This window comes from Saccharomonospora piscinae (assembly GCF_005862235.1).
In the GTDB taxonomy this organism is placed as follows: Bacteria; Actinomycetota; Actinomycetes; order Mycobacteriales; family Pseudonocardiaceae; genus Saccharomonospora; species Saccharomonospora piscinae.
Window position 1 is genome coordinate 1,024,614 of sequence record NZ_VCEK01000001.1, and the last position, 17,764, is coordinate 1,042,377.

Genomic DNA, 17,764 nt, shown 5'->3' on the forward strand with positions numbered 1-17,764 from the left:
TGTCCGGTGGGCGCGTTCCCACCGGACACCCGTGGCGCGGTCAGTGCGTGCTCGTCTCGTGGTCGAGCACCACCTTGCGGTCGGACAGCGGCTCCTCCAGCTCCACGGTGAGCGGCGGGTAGCGCATGTCCATCGTGCAGGCCACGTTCTTGTCGGCCGGCTTGGACTCCACCAGAGTGATCGCGACCTTCCTCTCGGTCTGCTCCTCCACTGTCGCGCTGGCCTTCGTGCAGCCACCCTCCTGCGCGACGATGGTGAGCGTGCGCCCCTGTTCGGACACCGCCACGTCGAGCGGATATCCCTCCGGCAGCGCGGCGGAGTCGATCTGGCCCATCGGCACGGGGCCGTCGTGGGGGACGTCCTCGGGAGCACGGGACAGCTCCTGGGACGCGGGTGGCGGTTCCGCCCCCGCCCCCGGCTGGTTCTGCGCGGTCGTCTGCTCTCCACACGCCGTCGCCGCCAGCAGGGCGGTCGCGGCGATGATCCCTCGTATCCACCTCATGTCCGGGTGGACGTAACCCGCCCCGGGTTAGGTTGCATCTCGTGACGGCACCTCGATCCCCGCTGGCCCGCACTCTCGGCACCCGCGACGCCGTGGTGATCGGTATGGGCGCGATGATCGGCGCGGGCGTGTTCACCGCGTTCTCCCCGGCGGCCGAGGCGGCGGGCTCGGCGCTCCTGCTCGCGCTCGCGCTGGCCGCCTTCGTGGCCTACTGCAACGCGACGTCCTCGGCCCGGCTCGCGGCCCGCTATCCCGACTCGGGCGGGACGTACGTGTACGGTACGCGGCGACTCGGCCCGTTCTGGGGCTACCTCGCGGGCTGGGGCTTCGTCGTCGGCAAGACGGCGAGCTGCGCGGCGATGGCGCTCACCGTGGTGACCTACGCGGTGCCCGGGCTCTCCTCGCCCTGGCGCGGCGTGGTGGCGGCGGCCGTCGTGGTGACGCTGACGGGGCTCAACTACGTCGGTGTGCGCCGCTCGGCGCTGGCCACCCGGGTGCTCGTGGCGCTGAGCCTCGTGGTGCTGGCACTCGTGGTGGCCGCGGTGGCGGTGGGTGGAACGCCGGAGAGGGACCGGCTGCTGCCCGGTGGGGACGCCGACGTCCTCGGTGTCGCCGAGGCGGCCGGGCTGCTGTTCTTCGCCTTCGCCGGATACGCGCGGGTCGCGACCCTCGGCGAGGAGGTCCGCGATCCCGTCCGCACGATCCCGCGAGCGATCGGCGTCGCGCTCGCGCTCGTGCTCGCCGTGTACGTCGTCGTGGCGGCGGCGGCCCTGACGCAGCTCGGCCCCGCGGGGCTGGCGGCGAACCCCGACCCGCTGGCGTATGCCGTCTCCACGACGTCGTGGGCCGGGCTCGCTCCCGTGGTGCGGGCCGGTGCGGTGGTGGCGGCCCTCGGGGCGCTGCTCGCGCTGCTGCTCGGGGTGTCCCGGACGGTGCTCGCGATGGCGCGCGACGGGCATCTGCCGCGGACGCTGGCCGCCGTCCACCCGAGGCACCGCGTGCCCCACCACGCGGAGCTGGCCGTGGGCGCGGTCGTGGCCGTGGCGGCGGCCACCGCCGACCTGCGCGAGGTGATCGGGTTCTCGTCGTTCGCGGTGCTGGGCTACTACGCCGTGGCGGGTGCGAGCGCGTGGACGTTGCGCGCCGGACGCCTCGTGCCCGCCGCCGGGGTCCTAAGCTGCCTGGTGCTGGCGGCGACGCTGCCGGCGACCTCGGTCGTGGCCGGTCTCGTGGTCCTGGCCACGGGCGCGCTGCTCTACGGCGGCCGGGCCGCGTGGTCACGCCGCGCCGGGCGCGGGCCTGCTCAGTAGTAGTCGCGCTGCGGCCACCGAGGTTCGGCGGCGCCGGGCCCGCCCGGCGTGCCGGAGATGTCGAGGTTCGGCTCGGTCAGCCGCCGCGCGTGCAGGGGTGGCGCGGGCGCCAGGCGAATGCTGCCGTCCGGGTTGGTCGACGGCCCCGCGACCGTGGGCACCGGCCCCGGCGCCACCTCCGGCCGGGGCCCGGCCGGCGCGGGCCACGGCCCGGAGTGCTGCTGTTCACTCCGGCTCTGCGCCGGGATCACCGGGGCCACGGCGGCCGAGTGCGCGGGCCGGACCGGGTTGGCGACGCCACTGATGCCGTGCGGTGGGGTGACGGCGTCCTGGGCCGAGGTGCCACGCATCACCGGATAGGCGTCGAACGGGTCGGCCACGACCCGCCTGCGGCGACGCACGCGGAGCTGTCCGGCCAGCCCCACCAGGCCCAGCAGGCCCAGCAGTCCCCACGGGGCCGGGCTGTCGCCGCCCGCGCTCTGCGCGGCCGTCAGCAGCGGGGCCAGGACACACACCGCCGCCGCCATCCGGCCGCCGGTCACTCTGGGCATAGCTTCCCTCCACATCGGGTCACGAGATTCCTACCCACCCACGGCGGCCTTCAGCAACAGGACCACCCGTTCGGGACCCGACGTCACCCGAGCGGGCTGTGGTGCTCAGTAGGCGACGGCCGCCTCGGCGAACTCCGGAGCCAGGGAGTCGTCACCGGCCGGATACGAGATGCGGCGTGGGTCGCCGTCGGAGGTGTACCGCAGGCCAGGCTCGGCGGCGAGCGTGTCGAGCCACCGGGCCGAGCCGAACTCGGCCTCCTGCCCGTCGGGCCCCTGCGAGCGGATGCGCGGGACGGCGGCGGCGTCGAAGTCCGTGGTGAACGGCGAGGGCGCCGGGTTGGCCCCCACGAGCAGGACCGCGGTGTAGTCGTAGCCGTCGCCCCGCAACGCCAGCTCACCCGGTTCGGGGCGCGCCCCGAACGGCAGCGCGAGCGTCGTCGGCTCGTAGCCCGGCGCCGCGTCGCGGATCAGGCGGTCGCCCTCCGCGATGGCCTCCTGCGCGGTCCCGGGCGCCGCGGTGCCGAGGTTGACGTGGCCCCGGGTGTGGTTGCCGACCTCGAACCCGTTGCCGGCCAGCCAGCGCAGCGCCCGCCGCCCGTCCTCCCCGCCGCCGAAGGGTGCCTCGTTGACGTAGACGCTCGCCGTGGCCCGGAAACCGGGGTTGTCCCGTGCGACGTCGCGCAGGATGCCGATGGCCGTGTCGGCAGCGACACCACCCTCGGTCATGCGGATCGTGCTCGGATCCCCGTCGTCGAACGTCAGTACCACCGGATGAGTCCCGGCCGGGATGTCCAGCCGCCCCGCCGCCAGCTCGGCGGTGGTGACGGGCACGTAGTTCTCGTCGGCGAGGCGTTGCAGCTCGGCCCGGAACCCCTCCGGTGTCCGGTCGTAGACCGACGTGGGCTCGGGCACCAGCCGGTGATACATCAGCACCGGCACCACGCCCAGCTCGTTGGCGCCGATCTCAGCCGGGTCCGGGGGCACGGCGGACGTCGGCTCACCGGGCGCGTCCGTCTGCTGTGGACTGGCTTCCGGGGTGACGGTGTGGGTGCAGCCCGCCGCGACGGCCGCCGCCGCAGCCAGGACGAGAAAGCGTCGAAAGGCCATGAGCGGGAAGGTAGACCAGCGCGCACCCGGCCGCGTCGCGTCTCACTCGACCGGTGATTCCTGGCGGGACGCGCGTCCGCAACGGACACACCGTGGGTAGCCCAGCGCTGTCCACACCACGGCCACGGGAGGGATACCGGCGATGCCGAGTGCGCGCATGAATCCGTATTGGATAGTCGGCATCGTGTCGGCGACCGCGGTCACCGCCGCGGTGGCGATCCCGCTGAGCATGCCGGATCGCGCCGACGTCGCCGTGCTCGGTCTTCCGGGAGCGGAGGTGTCACCGACCGCGCTGCGCGACGTCGTCATCGCCTCGCCACGCGGCTACGACGGGCTGTCGGCGGCCCTGAACGGCGAGCCGCTGCCGTTGCGCCGGGACGGCGACCTGGTGCGGCCCGACATCGGCGAACTGCCCGAAGGTGGTCACACGCTCGTGGTCACCCCGCCACCCGGCCTGTTCGGTGAGGGCGAGCCCGCGCGCGTCCTCTTCCGCGTCGACGCCACCCCTCCGGAGCTGGACGTGTACCCGCCCGAACCGGTGAAACGGGGCACGGCCGGCGAGATCAGGGGAACAGCGCACGGCGCGGTCACGGTGTCGGCGGGTGACGAACAGGTGCGGCCGAACGAGGACGGCGAGTTCGCGTTGCCCATCCGAGCGGGCCTGCGCAGCGTCACCGTCACCGCGCGCGACGCGGCGGGCAACACCGCCATCCAGGAGGTGCCCGTCGCACTGCGCCATCCCGGGATGCGGGCCGTGCATCTGACGGCGAGTGCGTGGGCCAGCCCCACGCTCCGGGAACCGGTGCTGGACCTGGTGCGCGAGGGCCGCATCGACACGATCCAGCTCGACATCAAGGACGAGAGCGGCCAGATCGGATACGCCTCGCAGGTTCCGATGGCACAGCGGATCGGCGCGAACACCGGGCTCTACGACGCCAGGGCCGCGCTGGAGCTCCTGCACTCCGAGGGAATTCACGTGGTGGGCCGGATCGTCGCGTTCCGCGACCCGGTACACGGCAGGGCGGCCTGGGAGGCCGGCGAGCACGACCAGGTCGTCCAGACCTCCGGCGGCAGCGCCTGGTCCGGTGGTTACGGCGACTACTCCTTCACCAACTTCGCCGACCCCGAGGTGCGCGAGTACAACATCGCGCTGGCCGAGGAGGCCGCCGAGCTGGGATTCGACGACATCCTCTGGGACTACATCCGCAGGCCGGACGGTGACGTGTCGCAAATGGTGTTTCCGGGACTCGACACGAGCCCCGAGGAGTCGATCGCGACCTTCCTCGCCGAGTCCAGAGCCGCGATCCACCGTCACGGCGCGTTCCAGGGCGCCTCGGTGTTCGGGATCGCGGCCAGCCGGCCCACCCAGATCGCGCAGGACATCCCCGCGATGTCGGAGCACGTCGACTACGTGGCACCGATGGTCTACCCGTCGCACTGGGGGCCCGGCGAGTACGGGGTCGAGGACCCGGAGAGCCAGCCGTACGACATCACGGCCCGCTCGCTCGCCGAGTTCCAGGACCTCGCCCGGCAGAACGGGCACTCGAAGGTGATCCCGTGGCTCCAGGCGTTCAGCCTCCGGGTCCCCTACGGCCCCGACGAGGTCCGGGCCCAGATCGAGGCGGCCGAGGATCTCGGCATCGACTCGTTCCTGTTGTGGAACGCGGGCTGCCGGTACGACCCGCGCGCACTCGCCCCGACGTGAAGCCGGACGCGGCCGTCCCCGCTCAGCCGCGCCCCACGAACGGCATGCCGGTCGCGGTGACGGTGAGCGAGAGCACGTTGGCGTGCAGCGGCAGGGCGGCCATGTAGCGCACGGCGTCGGCGACGTGCTCGACCTCGAACCCCGGTTCGGGGCGCACGCTGCCGTCGGCCTGCTTCGCGCCGTCGGCGAACCCGGCCGTCATCTCCGTGGCGGCGTTGCCGATGTCGAGTTGCCCGCAGCCGATGTCGAACTCCCGGCAGTCGAGCAGGATCGACTTGGTCAGACCCGTGACGGCGTGCTTGGTGGCGGCATAGGCCACGCTGTCGGGACGGGGCGTGCGCGCGGCGATGGAACCGTTGTTGATGATCCGCCCGCCCCGGGGACGCTGCGCTTTCATCCGCCGCACGGCCTCCCTGGCGCAGAGGAACATGCCCGTGAGGTTCACGTCGACGGTGGCGCGCCAGTCCTCGACACTCACCGCGTCGATCGGCGCCGCGGGCCCGAACGTGCCCGCGTTGTTGAACAGCAGGTCCACCCGGTCCCAGTCGGCGACGACCCGGTCGAACAGGGCGGCGACGGCGGCGGGTTCGGTGACGTCGGTGGGCACCACCAGGGCGTGCCGCGCGTCGGCCGCGGTCTCCCGAAGCGCCGCCTCCCGCCTGCCCGCCAGTGCCACCCGGTAGCCGTCGTCCAGCAGCGCCCTCGCCACGGCCCGCCCGATGCCCGATCCGGCACCGGTCACCACGGCCACTCGCCCGTCGTCCATCGCGCACCCTCCTGTGTCGCATCACACCATCACACTTCCTGATGCTATGATGCTAGCCATGCGTACCACCGTGACACTGGACCCGGACGTGGCCGAACTGGTGAAACGGTTGATGGCCGAGCAGAGCCTGTCCTTCAAGGAAGCGGTGAACAAGGCGATCCGGTCGGCCCTGGCCCCGCCACCTGCCGAGTTCCGCACGCCCAGCTACGCCATGGGGCCTCCGAGAGTGCCGCTGGACCGGGCGCTCGAGGTCGCGGCGGAGCTCGAGAACGCCGAGATCCGGCGAGAACTCGGCGTGGGCCGGTGAACCTCGTCGACGCGAACGTCCTGCTCTATGCGGTGAACGAGGACACCGTGCGGCACCGGACCGCCCGCGAGTGGCTCGACACGAGCCTCGCCGGCTCGGACACCACGGGTTTCGCGTGGCCCGCACTCACCGCGTTCCTGCGCATCAGCACCCACGCGAGTATCTTCGCGCAGCCGTTGACCCCGGACACCGCGAGCGAGATCGTCGCGAACTGGCTGGCCGCGCCCACCGCTGTCGTGCTCCACCCGACACCACGCCACCTGGTCGTGTTGCGCGGTCTGCTGGAGACCTCGGGGACGGGCGGCAACCTGGTCGACGACGCACACCTCGCGGCGCTCGCGCTGGAGCATCGTGCGACCGTCGTGACCTTCGACAGCGACTTCGGCCGCTTCGACGGGGTGCGAGTCCACCAGCTCGGCTGACTCACACCGCGAGCCCGGCCGCGAACATCCCGGCCATCCCCGCGCTCATCACGACCCGGCATCCGGCGCGGGAGAGCGTGCCGGATGCGGCGGCCGCACCGTCGCGGCGAGCCCGGAGCGCGCCGCGTGCCGTGACGGCGCCGTCGGCGGCGAAGTACGCGAGCCCCAGCGCGGCGAGAACGGGCACCGCGAACCCCGCCGTCGTGGCCGGGTCCACCATCGTGGGCCACACGCGGTGGCCCACGTCGCCGTGCGGCATCGCCGCCAGCATGTACACCATGGCCACCGCGCTGACACCGTGGTGCAGGTCGCAGCGGCGGCTTCCGCCCCGCACGGGCCGCGCCCGCAGCAGCGACACGGTGAACCAGCAGGCGGTGACCACGAACACCGCCTGCCACCCCGCCACGGGAACCGGGAAGCCGACCGGTGACACCATCGCCGCCATCGCGACGGTCATGAGCAGGCTCGCGAGGTCGGCCTGCCGTACGCCCGGCCCCAGCTGGCGGTAGTTCAGGGTGCCCAGCCGCGCCAGGCACGGGTAGGCGAGCGCGAGAAAACAGATCGTCGCAGGCCAGGCCGCCACCACCGGGATCCCCATGTGCCGCCTCACTTCCGAGACGCGAGCGGGAACCGTCGCCACCGCCCACCGGGGTCACGATGACACCCCGCGCCGTGCTCGACCAGCGGTCACCCAGGTGATGTTGCTCCGCAGCCGCCCGATCAGGCCGTCAGCTTCGGCAGCACCTCGCGGCCGAACACCTCAAGCCACTCGCGCTGGTTGCGGCCCACGTTGTGCACGTAGATGCGGTTGAAGCCCGCGTCGACGTAGCGTTGCAGCGAGGCGCGGTGCTCGTCCGGGTCGGACGAGACCACCATGCGGCCCTCGAAGTCCTCGCGGCGCACGAGCTTGGCCATCTGCTCGAAGTCGAACGGCGAGCGGATATCGGCCTTCGGGAACTTCATGCCGCCGTTGGGCCACTGCTCCAGCGCGTTGGCCCACGCCTGCTCGTCGGTTTCCGCCCAGGACAGGTGTACCTGGAGCAGCTTGGGCATGGTGTCGGGGTCCTTGCCCGCCTTGCGTGCCCCGTTGCCGAAGTTGTCGAGGATGCCGCCCAGCTTCGACAGCGACGCCCCCGGCGTGATGATTCCGTCGGCCAGCTCGCCGGTCTTACGGGACGTGTACGGGCCCGCGGCGGCGATGTAGACCGGCGGCGGCGCCTCCGGCATCGTCCACAGCCGGGTGTTGTGCAGCTTGAAGAACTCCCCGCCGTGTTTGACGTCCTTGCCGCTGAACAGCTTGCGGATGACCTCGAGCGCCTCGAACATGCGGCGCACGCGCTCCGGCGCCTCCGGCCAGTAACCACCGACCACGTGCTCGTTGAGCGCCTCGCCCGACCCGAGCCCGAGCCAGGTGCGGCCCGGATAGGTCGCCTCCAGGGTCGCCGCGGCCTGCGCCACCACCGCCGGGTGCTGCCGGAACGACGGGCACGTCACTCCGGGCCCCAGATCGCCGGTGGTGTTCTCGGCGAGCGAGGCGAGCACGCTCCACACGAACGACGCCTCGCCCTGGGCCGGCACCCACGGTTGCATGTGGTCGGCGGCCATCTGGCCGGAGAAACCGTTCCGCTCGGCGAGGCGCGCCACCTCGATGGACTCCCTCGGCGAGAACTGTTCCAGCGCCGCCGCGATACCGATCTGCACGTCACTCACGTGTCCATCCCCATCTCGTCGCAGTCCGCGATGTGCCTGCCACCGGGAAACTACCCGGAGTGCCGCGCCGCCAACGCGGCCAGTTCGTCGAGCACGGTCAGCGTCTCGCTCTCCGGCACCGTGGGAAGGTCGAACGCGACCCGCTCGACCCCGGCCTCGGCCCAGCCCGCGAGCCGGTCCTCGGCACGCCCGGCGCCGAAGATCGTCACGGGGACGTCGGCGCGGCCCTGCTCGGCGAGCGACCGCAGCACGGCACCGATCTCGGCGGGCTCCGTGTCACCCCTGGGCAGCCAGGCGTCGCCGTACGCCGCCAGCCTGGCCAGCGCCGCGGGGCTCTCGCCGCCGACGTAGATCGGCGGATGCGGTGAGCTGACCGGCTTGGGCCACGCGTAGACCGGGTCGAAGTCCACCAGCCTGCCGTGGAACTCGGCCTGTTCCTCCGTCCACAGCGCGCGCAGCGCCTGCAGTTGCTCGTCGAGCAGCGCGCCGCGCGTGCGCGGGTCCGTGCCGTGGTTGCGCATCTCCTCCCGGTTCCAGCCCACACCGACACCGAGGGCGAACCGGCCGTCCGACACCACGTCGAGGCTGGCCGCCTCGTTGGCGGTGTGGATCACGTCACGCTGGACGAGCAACGCGACCCCGGTGGCCAGCAGCAGCCGCTCGGTCACCGCCGCCGCCGCGCTCAGCGCCACGAACGGGTCCAGCGTGCGGTAGTAGTGCCGCGGCAGGTCGCCACCGCCCGGGTACGGCGACTCCCGGCTGACCGGAATGTGGGAGTGCTCGGCGAGGAACAGCGCGTCGAAGCCCCGTTCCTCGAGAGCACTGGCCAGGCTGGTGGGCCGGATCCCCTCGTCGGTGACGAAGGTCGAGATGCCGAACTTCATGTTCCCGGGCAACCACGCGCGGTCGCGATTTGTTCCCCGCTCACACGTTCCGGCGATACTGCCCGCCGACCTCGAAGAACGCGTGCGTGATCTGGCCAAGCGAGCACACCCGGGCCGCGTCCATGAGCACGGCGAACACGTTCTCGCCGCTCGCGGCGACCTCCCGCAGCCGGGCCAGTGCCCGCTGCGCGTCGTCGTGGTGCCGGTCGTGGAACTCCCCCAGCCGCCGCAGCTGCGACTGCTTCTCGTCCTCGGTCGCCCTGGCGAGTTCGACCTCCACCTCGTCGTCCTCCGGGTGGGGGTTGCGGAAGGTGTTGACCCCGACGACCGGTAGCGACCCGTCGTGCTTGAGCCGCTCGTAGGTCATCGACTCGTCCTGGATCTTGCCGCGCTGGTAGCCGGTCTCCATCGCGCCGAGCACGCCACCCCGCTCGGTGATCCGCTCGAACTCGGTGAGCACGGCCTCCTCCACCAGGTCGGTGAGCTCGTCGATCACGAACGAACCCTGGAGCGGGTTCTCGTTCTTCGACACTCCCCACTCCTTGTTGATGATCATCTGGATGGCGAGCGCGCGGCGCACCGAACTCTCGGTGGGGGTCGTGATCGCCTCGTCGTAGGCGTTGGTGTGCAGCGAGTTGGCGTTGTCGTACAGCGCGCAGAGTGCCTGCAGGGTGGTGCGGATGTCGTTGAAGCTCATCTCCTGCGCGTGCAGCGAACGACCGGACGTCTGGATGTGGTACTTGAGCTTCTGCGAACGCTCCCCCGCGCCGTAGCGGTCCCGCATGGCCACGGCCCAGATGCGGCGGGCGACCCGGCCCAGCACCGAGTACTCGGCGTCCATCCCGTTGGAGAAGAAGAACGACAGGTTCGGGGCGAAGTCGTCGATGTCCATCCCCCGCGCGAGATAGGACTCGACGTAGGTGAACCCGTTGGCGAGCGTGAACGCGAGCTGGGTGATGGGGTTGGCCCCGGCCTCGGCGATGTGGTAGCCGGAGATCGAGACCGAGTAGAAGTTGCGGACCCCGTTCGCGATGAACCACTCCTGGATGTCCGACATCATCCGCAGCGAGAACTCGGTGGAGAAGATGCAGGTGTTCTGCCCCTGGTCCTCCTTGAGGATGTCCGCCTGCACGGTGCCCCGCACCTGACGCAGCGTCCACGCCCTGATGTCGGCGGCCTCCTGCTCGTCCGGCTCGCGACCGTGCTCGTCCCGGAACGCCGTGAGCCGCTGGTCGATGGCGGTGTTGAGGAAGAACGCCAGGATCGTCGGCGCCGGGCCGTTGATCGTCATCGACACCGAGGTGGTGGGCGCGGTCAGGTCGAACCCGTCGTAGAGCGCCTTCATGTCGTCGAGTGTCGCGATGGACACGCCGGAGGTGCCGACCTTGCCGTAGATGTCGGGCCGGGTGCCGGGGTCCCAGCCGTACAGCGTGACCGAGTCGAACGCCGTGGACAGCCGCTTGGCCTCCGAGTCGGACGAGAGGTACTTGAAGCGCCGGTTGGTGCGGAACGCGTCTCCCTCGCCCGCGAACATCCGCGCCGGGTCCTCCCCGTCGCGCTTGAACGGGAACACGCCGGCCGTGAACGGGAAGTAGCCGGGCAGGTGCTCCCGGCGCAGGAACGACAGCAGCTCGCCGGACTCGGTGTAGCGCGGCAGCGCCACCCTCGGCACGCGGCTGCCCGACAGCGTGTCGCGCCAGAGCTGCGTGCGGATCTCGCGGTCGCGCACGGTGAAGACGAGTTCCTCACCGCGGTACGACTCGGCCAGCTCGGCCCAGCGCTCCAGCAGTCCGGTGGTGTCGGCGTCCACGGCCGTCTCGGCCTTCGCGGCCAGACGGTCGAGGTCGCCGGTGTCGCTGCCCTCGGCCGCCAGTGCCTCCCGGGCCGCGGCCAGCTGCTCGCGCTTGCGGACCGCGGCCACCTGCTGGCGCGTGTGCTCGTGGTAGCGGCGCACGGTGTCGGCGATGTCGGCGAGGTAGCGCGTGCGGTGACCCGGGATCACCACGCTGGTGTCGGTGGACACCTTGCCCGCCACGGGCGGCAGCACGCCGGACGAGACGGACAGCCCGTGGTCGGCGAGCAGGTCGCGCAGGTGCTGGTACAGCGCCGTGACGCCGTCGTCGTTGAACTTCGCCGCGCTCGTGCCGAACACCGGCATGGCCTCGGGCGAGACGCCGAACTCCTCGCGGTTGCGGATCAGCTGCCGTGCCACGTCTCGCCGCGCGTCCTCGGCACCGCGCCGCTCGAACTTGTTGATGGCCACCGCGTCGGCGAAGTCGAGCATGTCGATCTTCTCCAGCTGAGACGCGGCGCCGAACTCGGGCGTCATCACGTACAGCGTGTGGTCGACGTGGTCGACGACTCCCGCGTCGCCCTGCCCGATCCCGGGCGTCTCGACGATCACGAGGTCGTATCCGGCGGCCTTGCAGGCCAGCACGGCCTCGTCGAGCCCGGTGGGGATCTCGGAGTTCGCCCCCCGGGTCGCCATCGACCGGAAGAACACGCGGTCGCGGTCCAGGCTGTTCATCCGGATCCGGTCCCCGAGCAGGGCCCCACCACCGCGACGCCGGGTGGGGTCGACGGCGAGCACGGCGATGCGGAGCTTGTCCTCCTGGTCGAGACGGAACCGGCGGATCAGCTCGTCGGTCAGTGACGACTTGCCCGAGCCACCCGTGCCCGTGATCCCGAGGACGGGCACGGTGCGGGCGGCGGCGGCCTCGGCGATGACCTCGTGCCACGACCCGGGCAGCGTGCCCTGCTGCAGCCGGGTCAGGGCACGCGACAGCGTCGGCATGTCCCCCGCGACCAGCGCGTCGGGAGAACCGACCTCCTGCGGGGCGAGGTCCGTGTCGCACTCCCGGATCATCAGATTGATCATGCCGGGCAGACCGAGCTCCAGCCCGTCGTCGGGCGAGAACACGCGCGCGACGCCCCGGGAGTGCAGCAGCTCGATCTCGTCGCGCACGATCACCCCGCCGCCACCGCCGTACACCCGCACGTGGCCCGCGCCGCGCTCCCGCAGCAGGTCGACGAGATAGGAGAAGTACTCGACGTGCCCGCCCTGGTAGGCGCTGATGGCGACGCCCTGGACGTCCTCGGAGATGGCTGCGGTGACCACCTCGTCGACCGACCGGTTGTGCCCGAGATGGACGACCTCCGCACCCTGCGACTGCAGAATGCGGCGCATAATGTTGATCGAGGCGTCGTGGCCGTCGAACAGGCTCGCCGCGGTCACGAACCGGACCGGGTGCGCGGGGCGGTGAAGTTCGGAGGTCATACCTCCAAAATACTTGGACTTCCTACTGTTTGAGAACGGAGCGAGGTCGTGACGCGGACCTCACCCCGGCCGAATCGGTCCAGAAGCCCGGTCGGGTTTCAGGACGCGGAGTGCGCCGCGCGCAGCGCGATCCACTGCCGCATCGCGTACTCCACGAGCGTGATGAGCGTCTGCTTGGTCGACTCGCGGTCCCGCGCGTCACAGCGCACGATCGGCACGCCGGGATCGATCGACAGCGCCTCCCGCACGTCGTTGAGGTCGTGCTGCAGCACGCCGTCGAACGTGTTGACGCCCACGATGTAGGGCAGACCCCGGTCCTCGAAGAAGTCCACCGGAGCGAACGAGTCGGCCAGTCTGCGGGTGTCGGCCAGCACGACCGCCCCGATCGCGCCGCGCACGAGGTCGTCCCACATGAACCAGAACCGCTGCTGGCCCGGAGTCCCGAACAGGTAGAGGATCAGATCCTCGTCCAGCGACACGCGGCCGAAGTCCATCGCCACCGTCGTCGTGGCCTTGTTCGGCGTCGCCTCCAGGTCGTCGATGCCGGTGCTCGCATCGGTCATCATCGCCTCGGTGGTCAGCGGGACGATCTCGGACACCGAACCGACGAACGTCGTTTTGCCCGCGCCGAACCCGCCAGCCACGACGATCTTGGCGGACGTCATCGTCTTCGGCGCGGCCTCGCGCGGTGCCTTAAAGCCGGCGGAGTCCACTCAACACCCTTTCCATCAACGTCAGATGCGCCTCGGCGCCCTCGTCACCCGAGACGGTCCTGTGCACGGTGACCAGGCCCGCGTCGGCCGCATCGCTGATCAACACCCGGGCCACGCCCAGCGGCACCCGAAGTTTCGAGGCGATCTCCGCCACCGACTGCGGGGTACGACATTCTTCCATGATCACCTGAAGCTCGATCTGCTCGGGCACCGCGAGGAGCGCGACCGCGCGCGTGGAGACCAAGGTTTCCAGTTCCAGGTGATGGTTCGCCCTCGTCCGTCCGCCGGTGAGGGCGTAGGGGCGGACGAATCCGGTCTCCTCCGTCGGCTGCAACGGGAAAGCTTCGACTGCCACTGGCTGCTCCTTGCTCCTCGTTCCGTCTTCGCCGTCGTCCTCGGTGCCTCGTCCATGCCCGGGGCGTCGCGGAACCCGGCGCGTCACGGCGGGCGCGCCCGGATCGTCGCGGGGAGTCCCGGGCCCCGTACTCATCTCGGGGTCATCCCACCGGTTCGCCGACCCGAGGTCCGCCCGAGCCCTGGAGCTGGGCCCGCAGTTCCGGCGTGAGGATCTGCCCCACCCGGTCGACCAGTAACGTCATCTCGTAGGCCACCTGGCCGATGTCGCAGTTCGGCGCCGCCAGCACGGCGAGGCAGGACCCGTCGCTGATCGACATCAGGACCATGATGCCGAGCTCCATCTCCACCACGGTCTCGGTCACCGCGCCCGCCTCGAAGCAGCGCGCGGCTCCCTGCGTGAGGCTCACCAGCCCCGACGCCACCGCCGCCAGCTGGTCGGCCCGGTCAAGGGGCAGCCGGTTCGACGACGTGAGCAACAGACCGTCGGCCGACACCACGACGGCATGCGCCACCCCGGGAACCCGCTCGGCGAAGTCGTTCACCAGCCACCCGAACTGGTTCTGCTGTGGCGCAGCGCGATCCGACACGGTCATTCACCCTCCAGTCCTTCGTCTGCGTTGTCGGCCTCACCCGCGGTGCGGTGCCGACCTCGGCGGACTCCCTGTTGGAAGCTCGCCAGCCTCCCGCGCACATCGGCGGGATCCCTCGGCAACCGGCGACGCGGCTCGCTCCGGTCGTCGGTGGTCGCACTGCCGGGTAGCAGCCTCTCCCCGCGTTGCCTGCGAGGCAAACCGGCCGCCGTGTAGCTCGACGGCACGGCTCGGGAGACCTCCTCGACCGCACGCCAACGCTCGTCCGCCGAGAAATCCCAGCTCCCGAAGCCGCGGGACCCGTCCTCCGGCCCGGTTCCGGCCGCCGCCGCCGACGGGGGGCCGCCCGGCTCGTCCGCTTCCGTACCGCCCGGTGAATCGGCGGCCGGTGCGGAACCGTCGGTGAACAGCGCGGCTCCACCGGAGACGATGTCCGTGGTCTCGGTCGGGTCCGGCCCGCTCGGCGCGGCCCCCGGGCGCACTCGCCGGGGTCTGCGGGGCAGACCCGCGGCGGTCTGTCCCGCGTCGGTCTGTCCCGCGTCGGAGACCGGCTCCGCCCGCGATGACGGGGCCACCGTGTCCGGTGCGTCAGTTGTGTCCGGTGCGTCCGCCTCGGCCCGCCGGTGCCTGCGCCCTCGGGTGACGCCCTGCTGGAAGCTGCTGAGCCTGCCGAGCACGTCGGCCGGGTCCCGCTGCCTGCGCGGACGCTCGGCGGGCGGTTCGGGCTGTGGCTGCTCCCCCGGCGACGCACTGCCCGGCAGCAGGCGCTCACCGCGACGTCGGCGCGGTAGTCCCGCCTCGGTGTACTCCGACGGCGCCTGGCGCTGCGACATCGCCTGGACGGCCTTCCACGGCTCGTCGGCCGCGAACTCCCAGTCGTCGCCTGGTGTCGTCCCGCTGCCCGCCGCGTCGGTGACCTTGCGGAACCAGGCGGAGACCATCTCGTCGAAGATCGGCGTGGTCTCGGCGTTCTCCACCGCCGCCCGGCGTGCCTCCCGCTGCGCCTCGGTGGTGGTTCCGGCATTGCTCTCGGTGACCGCGGTACTCCACCAGTCGCTGACGGCCGCGCTGTTGGCCGCGAACAGGTCACTGCCCGACAGCGGTTCGTCGGCGTGCTCGGCGGCCTGCGCTTCCGACGGCCACGCGGGGCCGCTGTCCTCGGCAGCCGCCGTGCCGGACGCGGGGTCCGGCTGTTCGCGCGCGGCGGCCGGGGCAGGGTGCCCGCCACGCGGAGGCACGCCAGCGGGACCGGCCGGTGGCGGCTGCCGGACCTCCGCGTCGTCCCAGCCGATCGGCGTGAACAGCGCCGTTCCGGTCATCTCGTTCTCGGTCGGCCGCGGCACTCCACCGGCACCGTCGGCGCTGCTGCCGCCGTCGCCACCGCGCGGACCGCCGTTGCGGCTGCCCGCGCCCGGTGTCCGGCGCGGCAGCGGGCCCGCCGCGGTCTGCACCGGCCCGGCGTCGCGAGCCGGATCAGCCGCAGGCACGGGGTCGCGGGGAGTCTGCCCGACGGACGGAGCGGACGCGGGTTCGGGCGGCGCGTACGGTGCCGACTGGTCGGTCGCCAGCTCGGCGGGCACCGTCACCGTGGCCCTGACCCCGACGATGTCCTTGCCGCCGTGCAGTTCGACACCGAAACCGTGCCTGCTCGCCAGCCTGCCCACCACGAACAGGCCCATACGCCGCGACGTCGTGAGGTCGATCGAGGTCGCTTCCGACAGCCGCTCGTTGGCCTCGGCGACCTCGGCCTCGTTCATGCCGATGCCCTTGTCGAGGATGTCGACCGACAGCGACCCGTCGTCCAGTTGCCGGGTCGCCACCGTCACCTGTGTCTCCGGGGCGGAGAAGGCGGTGGCGTTGTCCAGCAGCTCGGCCACGAGCCGGATGAGGTCGCCTGCCGCGTAGCCGACCACGCTCACCGGCGGCGGGGTGCGCACGGCCACGCGCTGGTACTGCTCGATCTCCGACACCGCCGCGCGCAGCACGTCGGTGGCGCTCACCGGCTGCCCCGACCGGCGCGCCGGCTCCGCACCGGACAGGACCATCAGGTTCTCGTTGTTCCGGCGCATCCGCGTCGCGAGGTGGTCGAGCTGGAACAGCGTGGCCAGCTGGTCGGCGTCCTCCTCGTCGCGTTCCAGCCGCTCGATGAGCTGGAGCTGCCGCTGCACGAGACTCTGGCTGCGCCGCGACAGGTTCACGAACATGCCCGCGTAACCCGCGCGCATCCCGGCCTGCTCGGCGGCCAGGCGCAGCGCCTCGCTGTGGACGACGTCGAACGCTCTGGCGACCTCGCCGATCTCGTCGCGGGTCCGCACCGGCACCTGGTTGATCTCGGTGTCGTCGGTGTGTCCTTCCTGGATGGCCTGCACCGCTTCGGGCAGCTCGTGCTGGGCGACCTCCAGTGCGCTGTGGCGCAGCACCTTCAGCGACCGCAGGAGCTGGCGCGTGATGCAGAACACCACGAGTGCGGCGAGTACGAGCGCGACGAACAGGGCCACGGCGAGCAGCCCGACGGCCCCGTCGGCGTCGTCGGCCAGTGCGCCGGTACCGCCGGTCAGCTCGCCGCCGAGCCGGTCGATGACCTCGCCCAGTGCCGCGAACACCGCTTGGCCGGTGGTGGACCAGTCCTCGGCCGAGGTCGACGAGAACAGCTCACTGTCCGCGTCCTGGCTGGACAGCAGCGCGTCGACGATGCGCTGGTACTCGTCGAACGCCGAACCGCGCACGGTGCTGTCGAACAGCGTCCGCTGCCGCTCGGTGGCCACGGCGGCGAACTCCACCACCCGGTCGCTGCGCCGCACGTCGGCGGTGCGGACCGCGTTGAACTCGCTCGGTGTGAGCCCGTACGCGATGCCGTAGGAGAGCAGCGCTTGGTGTACGGACACCTCGTCCCGCGCCACCAGAAGATTGTGGACGGCGTCGGCCGTGGCGCCGAGCCCCTCGGCGCCGATGCCGGCCACCACGGCCGTGTCGAGTTCCAGCAGGGTCGTGGTGATCTCGCTGTACGACTCGACGGCCTCGACGGTGTCGAGCCTGCCCGACGACACCTGCTCCCTGATCCCGGCCAGCCCGTCGAGCTCCTCGCCGAGCCTGCCGCGCAGGCCGGTCAGCCTGCCGTCGGCCCGGGACACGGCGTCGGTCAGCGGAGCGCGGGCGCGGTCGACCTCGCCCCTGACGTCCCGGAGTTCCGGGTCGTCGAGGCCGGTCCCGGCCGTCAGGGCCGAAGCCGTGAGGGTCCGTTCGCGCTGCAACGCGTCGAGTAGAGCCCGGCCCGCCTCGCCGACGTCGGTGAGCTGCTGCTGCGTCTCGTACCGGTCGGCGCGGTCGATCTGGCCGGTGAGCATGATGCCGCCCAGCGCCACGGCGATGACGATCGGAACCAGCGTGACGGCGCCGAGCTTGAGCGGGAGGTTCCAGTCACGCCACCGCAGGGCCGCACGCCAGCGTGAACGGGGGCGATCCTCCTCGCCGAGGAGTTCACCCACCGGCACCTGGCCATCCGACGCAACCTTCACGAAGGTGACTCCTCCTCCGGCTTGCCCGCTGTCCTCACGATGTGGTGT

Annotated in this window: 16 protein-coding genes; 4 read left to right on the forward strand and 12 right to left on the reverse strand. The window is 71.8% G+C overall.

All coding sequences use genetic code 11. The annotated features are described in order from the left end of the window. Window positions 1–40: 40 nt before the first annotated feature. Window positions 41–502 (reverse strand): hypothetical protein, encoded by a 462-nt coding sequence (locus FFT09_RS04945; RefSeq protein WP_024874569.1) that lies wholly within the window; start codon window positions 500–502, stop codon window positions 41–43. Between the two features lie 104 nt (window positions 503–606). Here FFT09_RS04945 and FFT09_RS04950 point away from each other — a divergent pair, with 104 nt between their 5' ends. Then, window positions 607–1,812: an APC family permease gene (locus tag FFT09_RS04950; protein ID WP_208544368.1), complete on the forward strand. Its 1,206-nt coding sequence runs from the start codon at window positions 607–609 to the stop codon at window positions 1,810–1,812. Here FFT09_RS04950 and FFT09_RS04955 read toward each other — a convergent pair. Continuing rightward, window positions 1,806–2,363 (reverse strand): MYXO-CTERM sorting domain-containing protein, encoded by a 558-nt coding sequence (locus tag FFT09_RS04955; RefSeq protein ID WP_138381939.1) that lies wholly within the window; start codon window positions 2,361–2,363, stop codon window positions 1,806–1,808. The genes FFT09_RS04950 and FFT09_RS04955 overlap by 7 nt on opposite strands. 105 nt (window positions 2,364–2,468) lie before the next feature. Continuing rightward, window positions 2,469–3,470, reverse strand: coding sequence for a polysaccharide deacetylase family protein (locus tag FFT09_RS04960; RefSeq protein ID WP_138381940.1), 1,002 nt, complete (start codon window positions 3,468–3,470; stop codon window positions 2,469–2,471). A gap of 142 nt (window positions 3,471–3,612) precedes the next feature. Between FFT09_RS04960 and FFT09_RS04965 the strand changes: the two genes are divergently transcribed. Further along, window positions 3,613–5,175: a putative glycoside hydrolase gene (locus tag FFT09_RS04965; RefSeq protein ID WP_081190922.1), complete on the forward strand. Its 1,563-nt coding sequence runs from the start codon at window positions 3,613–3,615 to the stop codon at window positions 5,173–5,175. 22 nt (window positions 5,176–5,197) lie between these two features. On the opposite strand, the gene FFT09_RS04970 is transcribed toward FFT09_RS04965, so the two are convergent. After that, complete coding sequence (locus tag FFT09_RS04970; RefSeq protein WP_081190923.1) at window positions 5,198–5,941, reverse strand: SDR family oxidoreductase; 744 nt, start codon at window positions 5,939–5,941, stop codon at window positions 5,198–5,200. 58 nt (window positions 5,942–5,999) lie between these two features. On the opposite strand from FFT09_RS04970, the gene FFT09_RS04975 reads away from it, so the two are divergent. Together FFT09_RS04975 and FFT09_RS04980 are read left to right on the forward strand one after the other, a co-directional pair. Then, window positions 6,000–6,248 (forward strand): antitoxin, encoded by a 249-nt coding sequence (locus FFT09_RS04975; protein WP_138381941.1) that lies wholly within the window; start codon window positions 6,000–6,002, stop codon window positions 6,246–6,248. Next, entirely contained in the window at window positions 6,245–6,670 is a 426-nt protein-coding gene (locus FFT09_RS04980; RefSeq protein WP_138381942.1) for a type II toxin-antitoxin system VapC family toxin, read from the forward strand. The genes FFT09_RS04975 and FFT09_RS04980 overlap by 4 nt, the downstream gene beginning before the upstream one ends. Window position 6,671: 1 nt before the next feature. Here FFT09_RS04980 and FFT09_RS04985 read toward each other — a convergent pair whose 3' ends face one another. The 8 genes from FFT09_RS04985 to FFT09_RS05020 all read right to left on the reverse strand — a co-directional run bounded on the left by FFT09_RS04985 (window position 6,672) and on the right by FFT09_RS05020 (window position 17,716). Next, complete coding sequence (locus FFT09_RS04985; RefSeq protein WP_138381943.1) at window positions 6,672–7,268, reverse strand: DUF5134 domain-containing protein; 597 nt, start codon at window positions 7,266–7,268, stop codon at window positions 6,672–6,674. A gap of 122 nt (window positions 7,269–7,390) precedes the next feature. Beyond that, entirely contained in the window at window positions 7,391–8,380 is a 990-nt protein-coding gene (locus FFT09_RS04990; RefSeq protein WP_081190927.1) for a TIGR03557 family F420-dependent LLM class oxidoreductase, read from the reverse strand. 50 nt (window positions 8,381–8,430) lie between these two features. Continuing rightward, the gene (locus FFT09_RS04995; RefSeq protein WP_138381944.1) at window positions 8,431–9,264 is read right to left on the reverse strand and encodes an LLM class F420-dependent oxidoreductase; all 834 of its coding nucleotides are present in this window, start codon (window positions 9,262–9,264) and stop codon (window positions 8,431–8,433) included. Between the two features lie 40 nt (window positions 9,265–9,304). After that, window positions 9,305–12,541: a fused isobutyryl-CoA mutase/GTPase IcmF gene (gene icmF / locus FFT09_RS05000; RefSeq protein WP_138381945.1), complete on the reverse strand. Its 3,237-nt coding sequence runs from the start codon at window positions 12,539–12,541 to the stop codon at window positions 9,305–9,307. A gap of 98 nt (window positions 12,542–12,639) precedes the next feature. After that, complete coding sequence (locus FFT09_RS05005; RefSeq protein WP_024874581.1) at window positions 12,640–13,254, reverse strand: GTP-binding protein; 615 nt, start codon at window positions 13,252–13,254, stop codon at window positions 12,640–12,642. Next, window positions 13,235–13,609 carry a DUF742 domain-containing protein gene (locus FFT09_RS05010; protein WP_024874582.1) on the reverse strand — a complete coding sequence of 125 codons (375 nt, stop codon included), beginning with the start codon at window positions 13,607–13,609 and terminating at the stop codon, window positions 13,235–13,237. The genes FFT09_RS05005 and FFT09_RS05010 overlap by 20 nt, the downstream gene beginning before the upstream one ends. A gap of 142 nt (window positions 13,610–13,751) precedes the next feature. Beyond that, entirely contained in the window at window positions 13,752–14,204 is a 453-nt protein-coding gene (locus tag FFT09_RS05015) for a roadblock/LC7 domain-containing protein (RefSeq protein ID WP_024874583.1), read from the reverse strand. Next, entirely contained in the window at window positions 14,201–17,716 is a 3,516-nt protein-coding gene (locus FFT09_RS05020; protein WP_138381946.1) for a sensor histidine kinase, read from the reverse strand. The genes FFT09_RS05015 and FFT09_RS05020 overlap by 4 nt, the downstream gene beginning before the upstream one ends. Window positions 17,717–17,764: the final 48 nt, after the last annotated feature.

What these genes read in the sequence shown, in the direction of transcription:
- FFT09_RS04945 (WP_024874569.1), bottom strand. Translation starts at nt 502, where the DNA reads ATGAGGTGGATACGAGGGATCATCGCCGCGACCGCCCTGCTGGCGGCG.
- FFT09_RS04950 (WP_208544368.1), top strand. Translation starts at nt 607, where the DNA reads ATGGGCGCGATGATCGGCGCGGGCGTGTTCACCGCGTTCTCCCCGGCG.
- FFT09_RS04955 (WP_138381939.1), bottom strand. Translation starts at nt 2,363, where the DNA reads ATGCCCAGAGTGACCGGCGGCCGGATGGCGGCGGCGGTGTGTGTCCTG.
- FFT09_RS04960 (WP_138381940.1), bottom strand. Translation starts at nt 3,470, where the DNA reads ATGGCCTTTCGACGCTTTCTCGTCCTGGCTGCGGCGGCGGCCGTCGCG.
- FFT09_RS04965 (WP_081190922.1), top strand. Translation starts at nt 3,613, where the DNA reads ATGCCGAGTGCGCGCATGAATCCGTATTGGATAGTCGGCATCGTGTCG.
- FFT09_RS04970 (WP_081190923.1), bottom strand. Translation starts at nt 5,941, where the DNA reads ATGGACGACGGGCGAGTGGCCGTGGTGACCGGTGCCGGATCGGGCATC.
- FFT09_RS04975 (WP_138381941.1), top strand. Translation starts at nt 6,000, where the DNA reads ATGCGTACCACCGTGACACTGGACCCGGACGTGGCCGAACTGGTGAAA.
- FFT09_RS04985 (WP_138381943.1), bottom strand. Translation starts at nt 7,268, where the DNA reads ATGGGGATCCCGGTGGTGGCGGCCTGGCCTGCGACGATCTGTTTTCTC.
- FFT09_RS04995 (WP_138381944.1), bottom strand. Translation starts at nt 9,264, where the DNA reads ATGAAGTTCGGCATCTCGACCTTCGTCACCGACGAGGGGATCCGGCCC.
- icmF (WP_138381945.1), bottom strand. Translation starts at nt 12,541, where the DNA reads ATGACCTCCGAACTTCACCGCCCCGCGCACCCGGTCCGGTTCGTGACC.
- FFT09_RS05015 (WP_024874583.1), bottom strand. Translation starts at nt 14,204, where the DNA reads ATGACCGTGTCGGATCGCGCTGCGCCACAGCAGAACCAGTTCGGGTGG.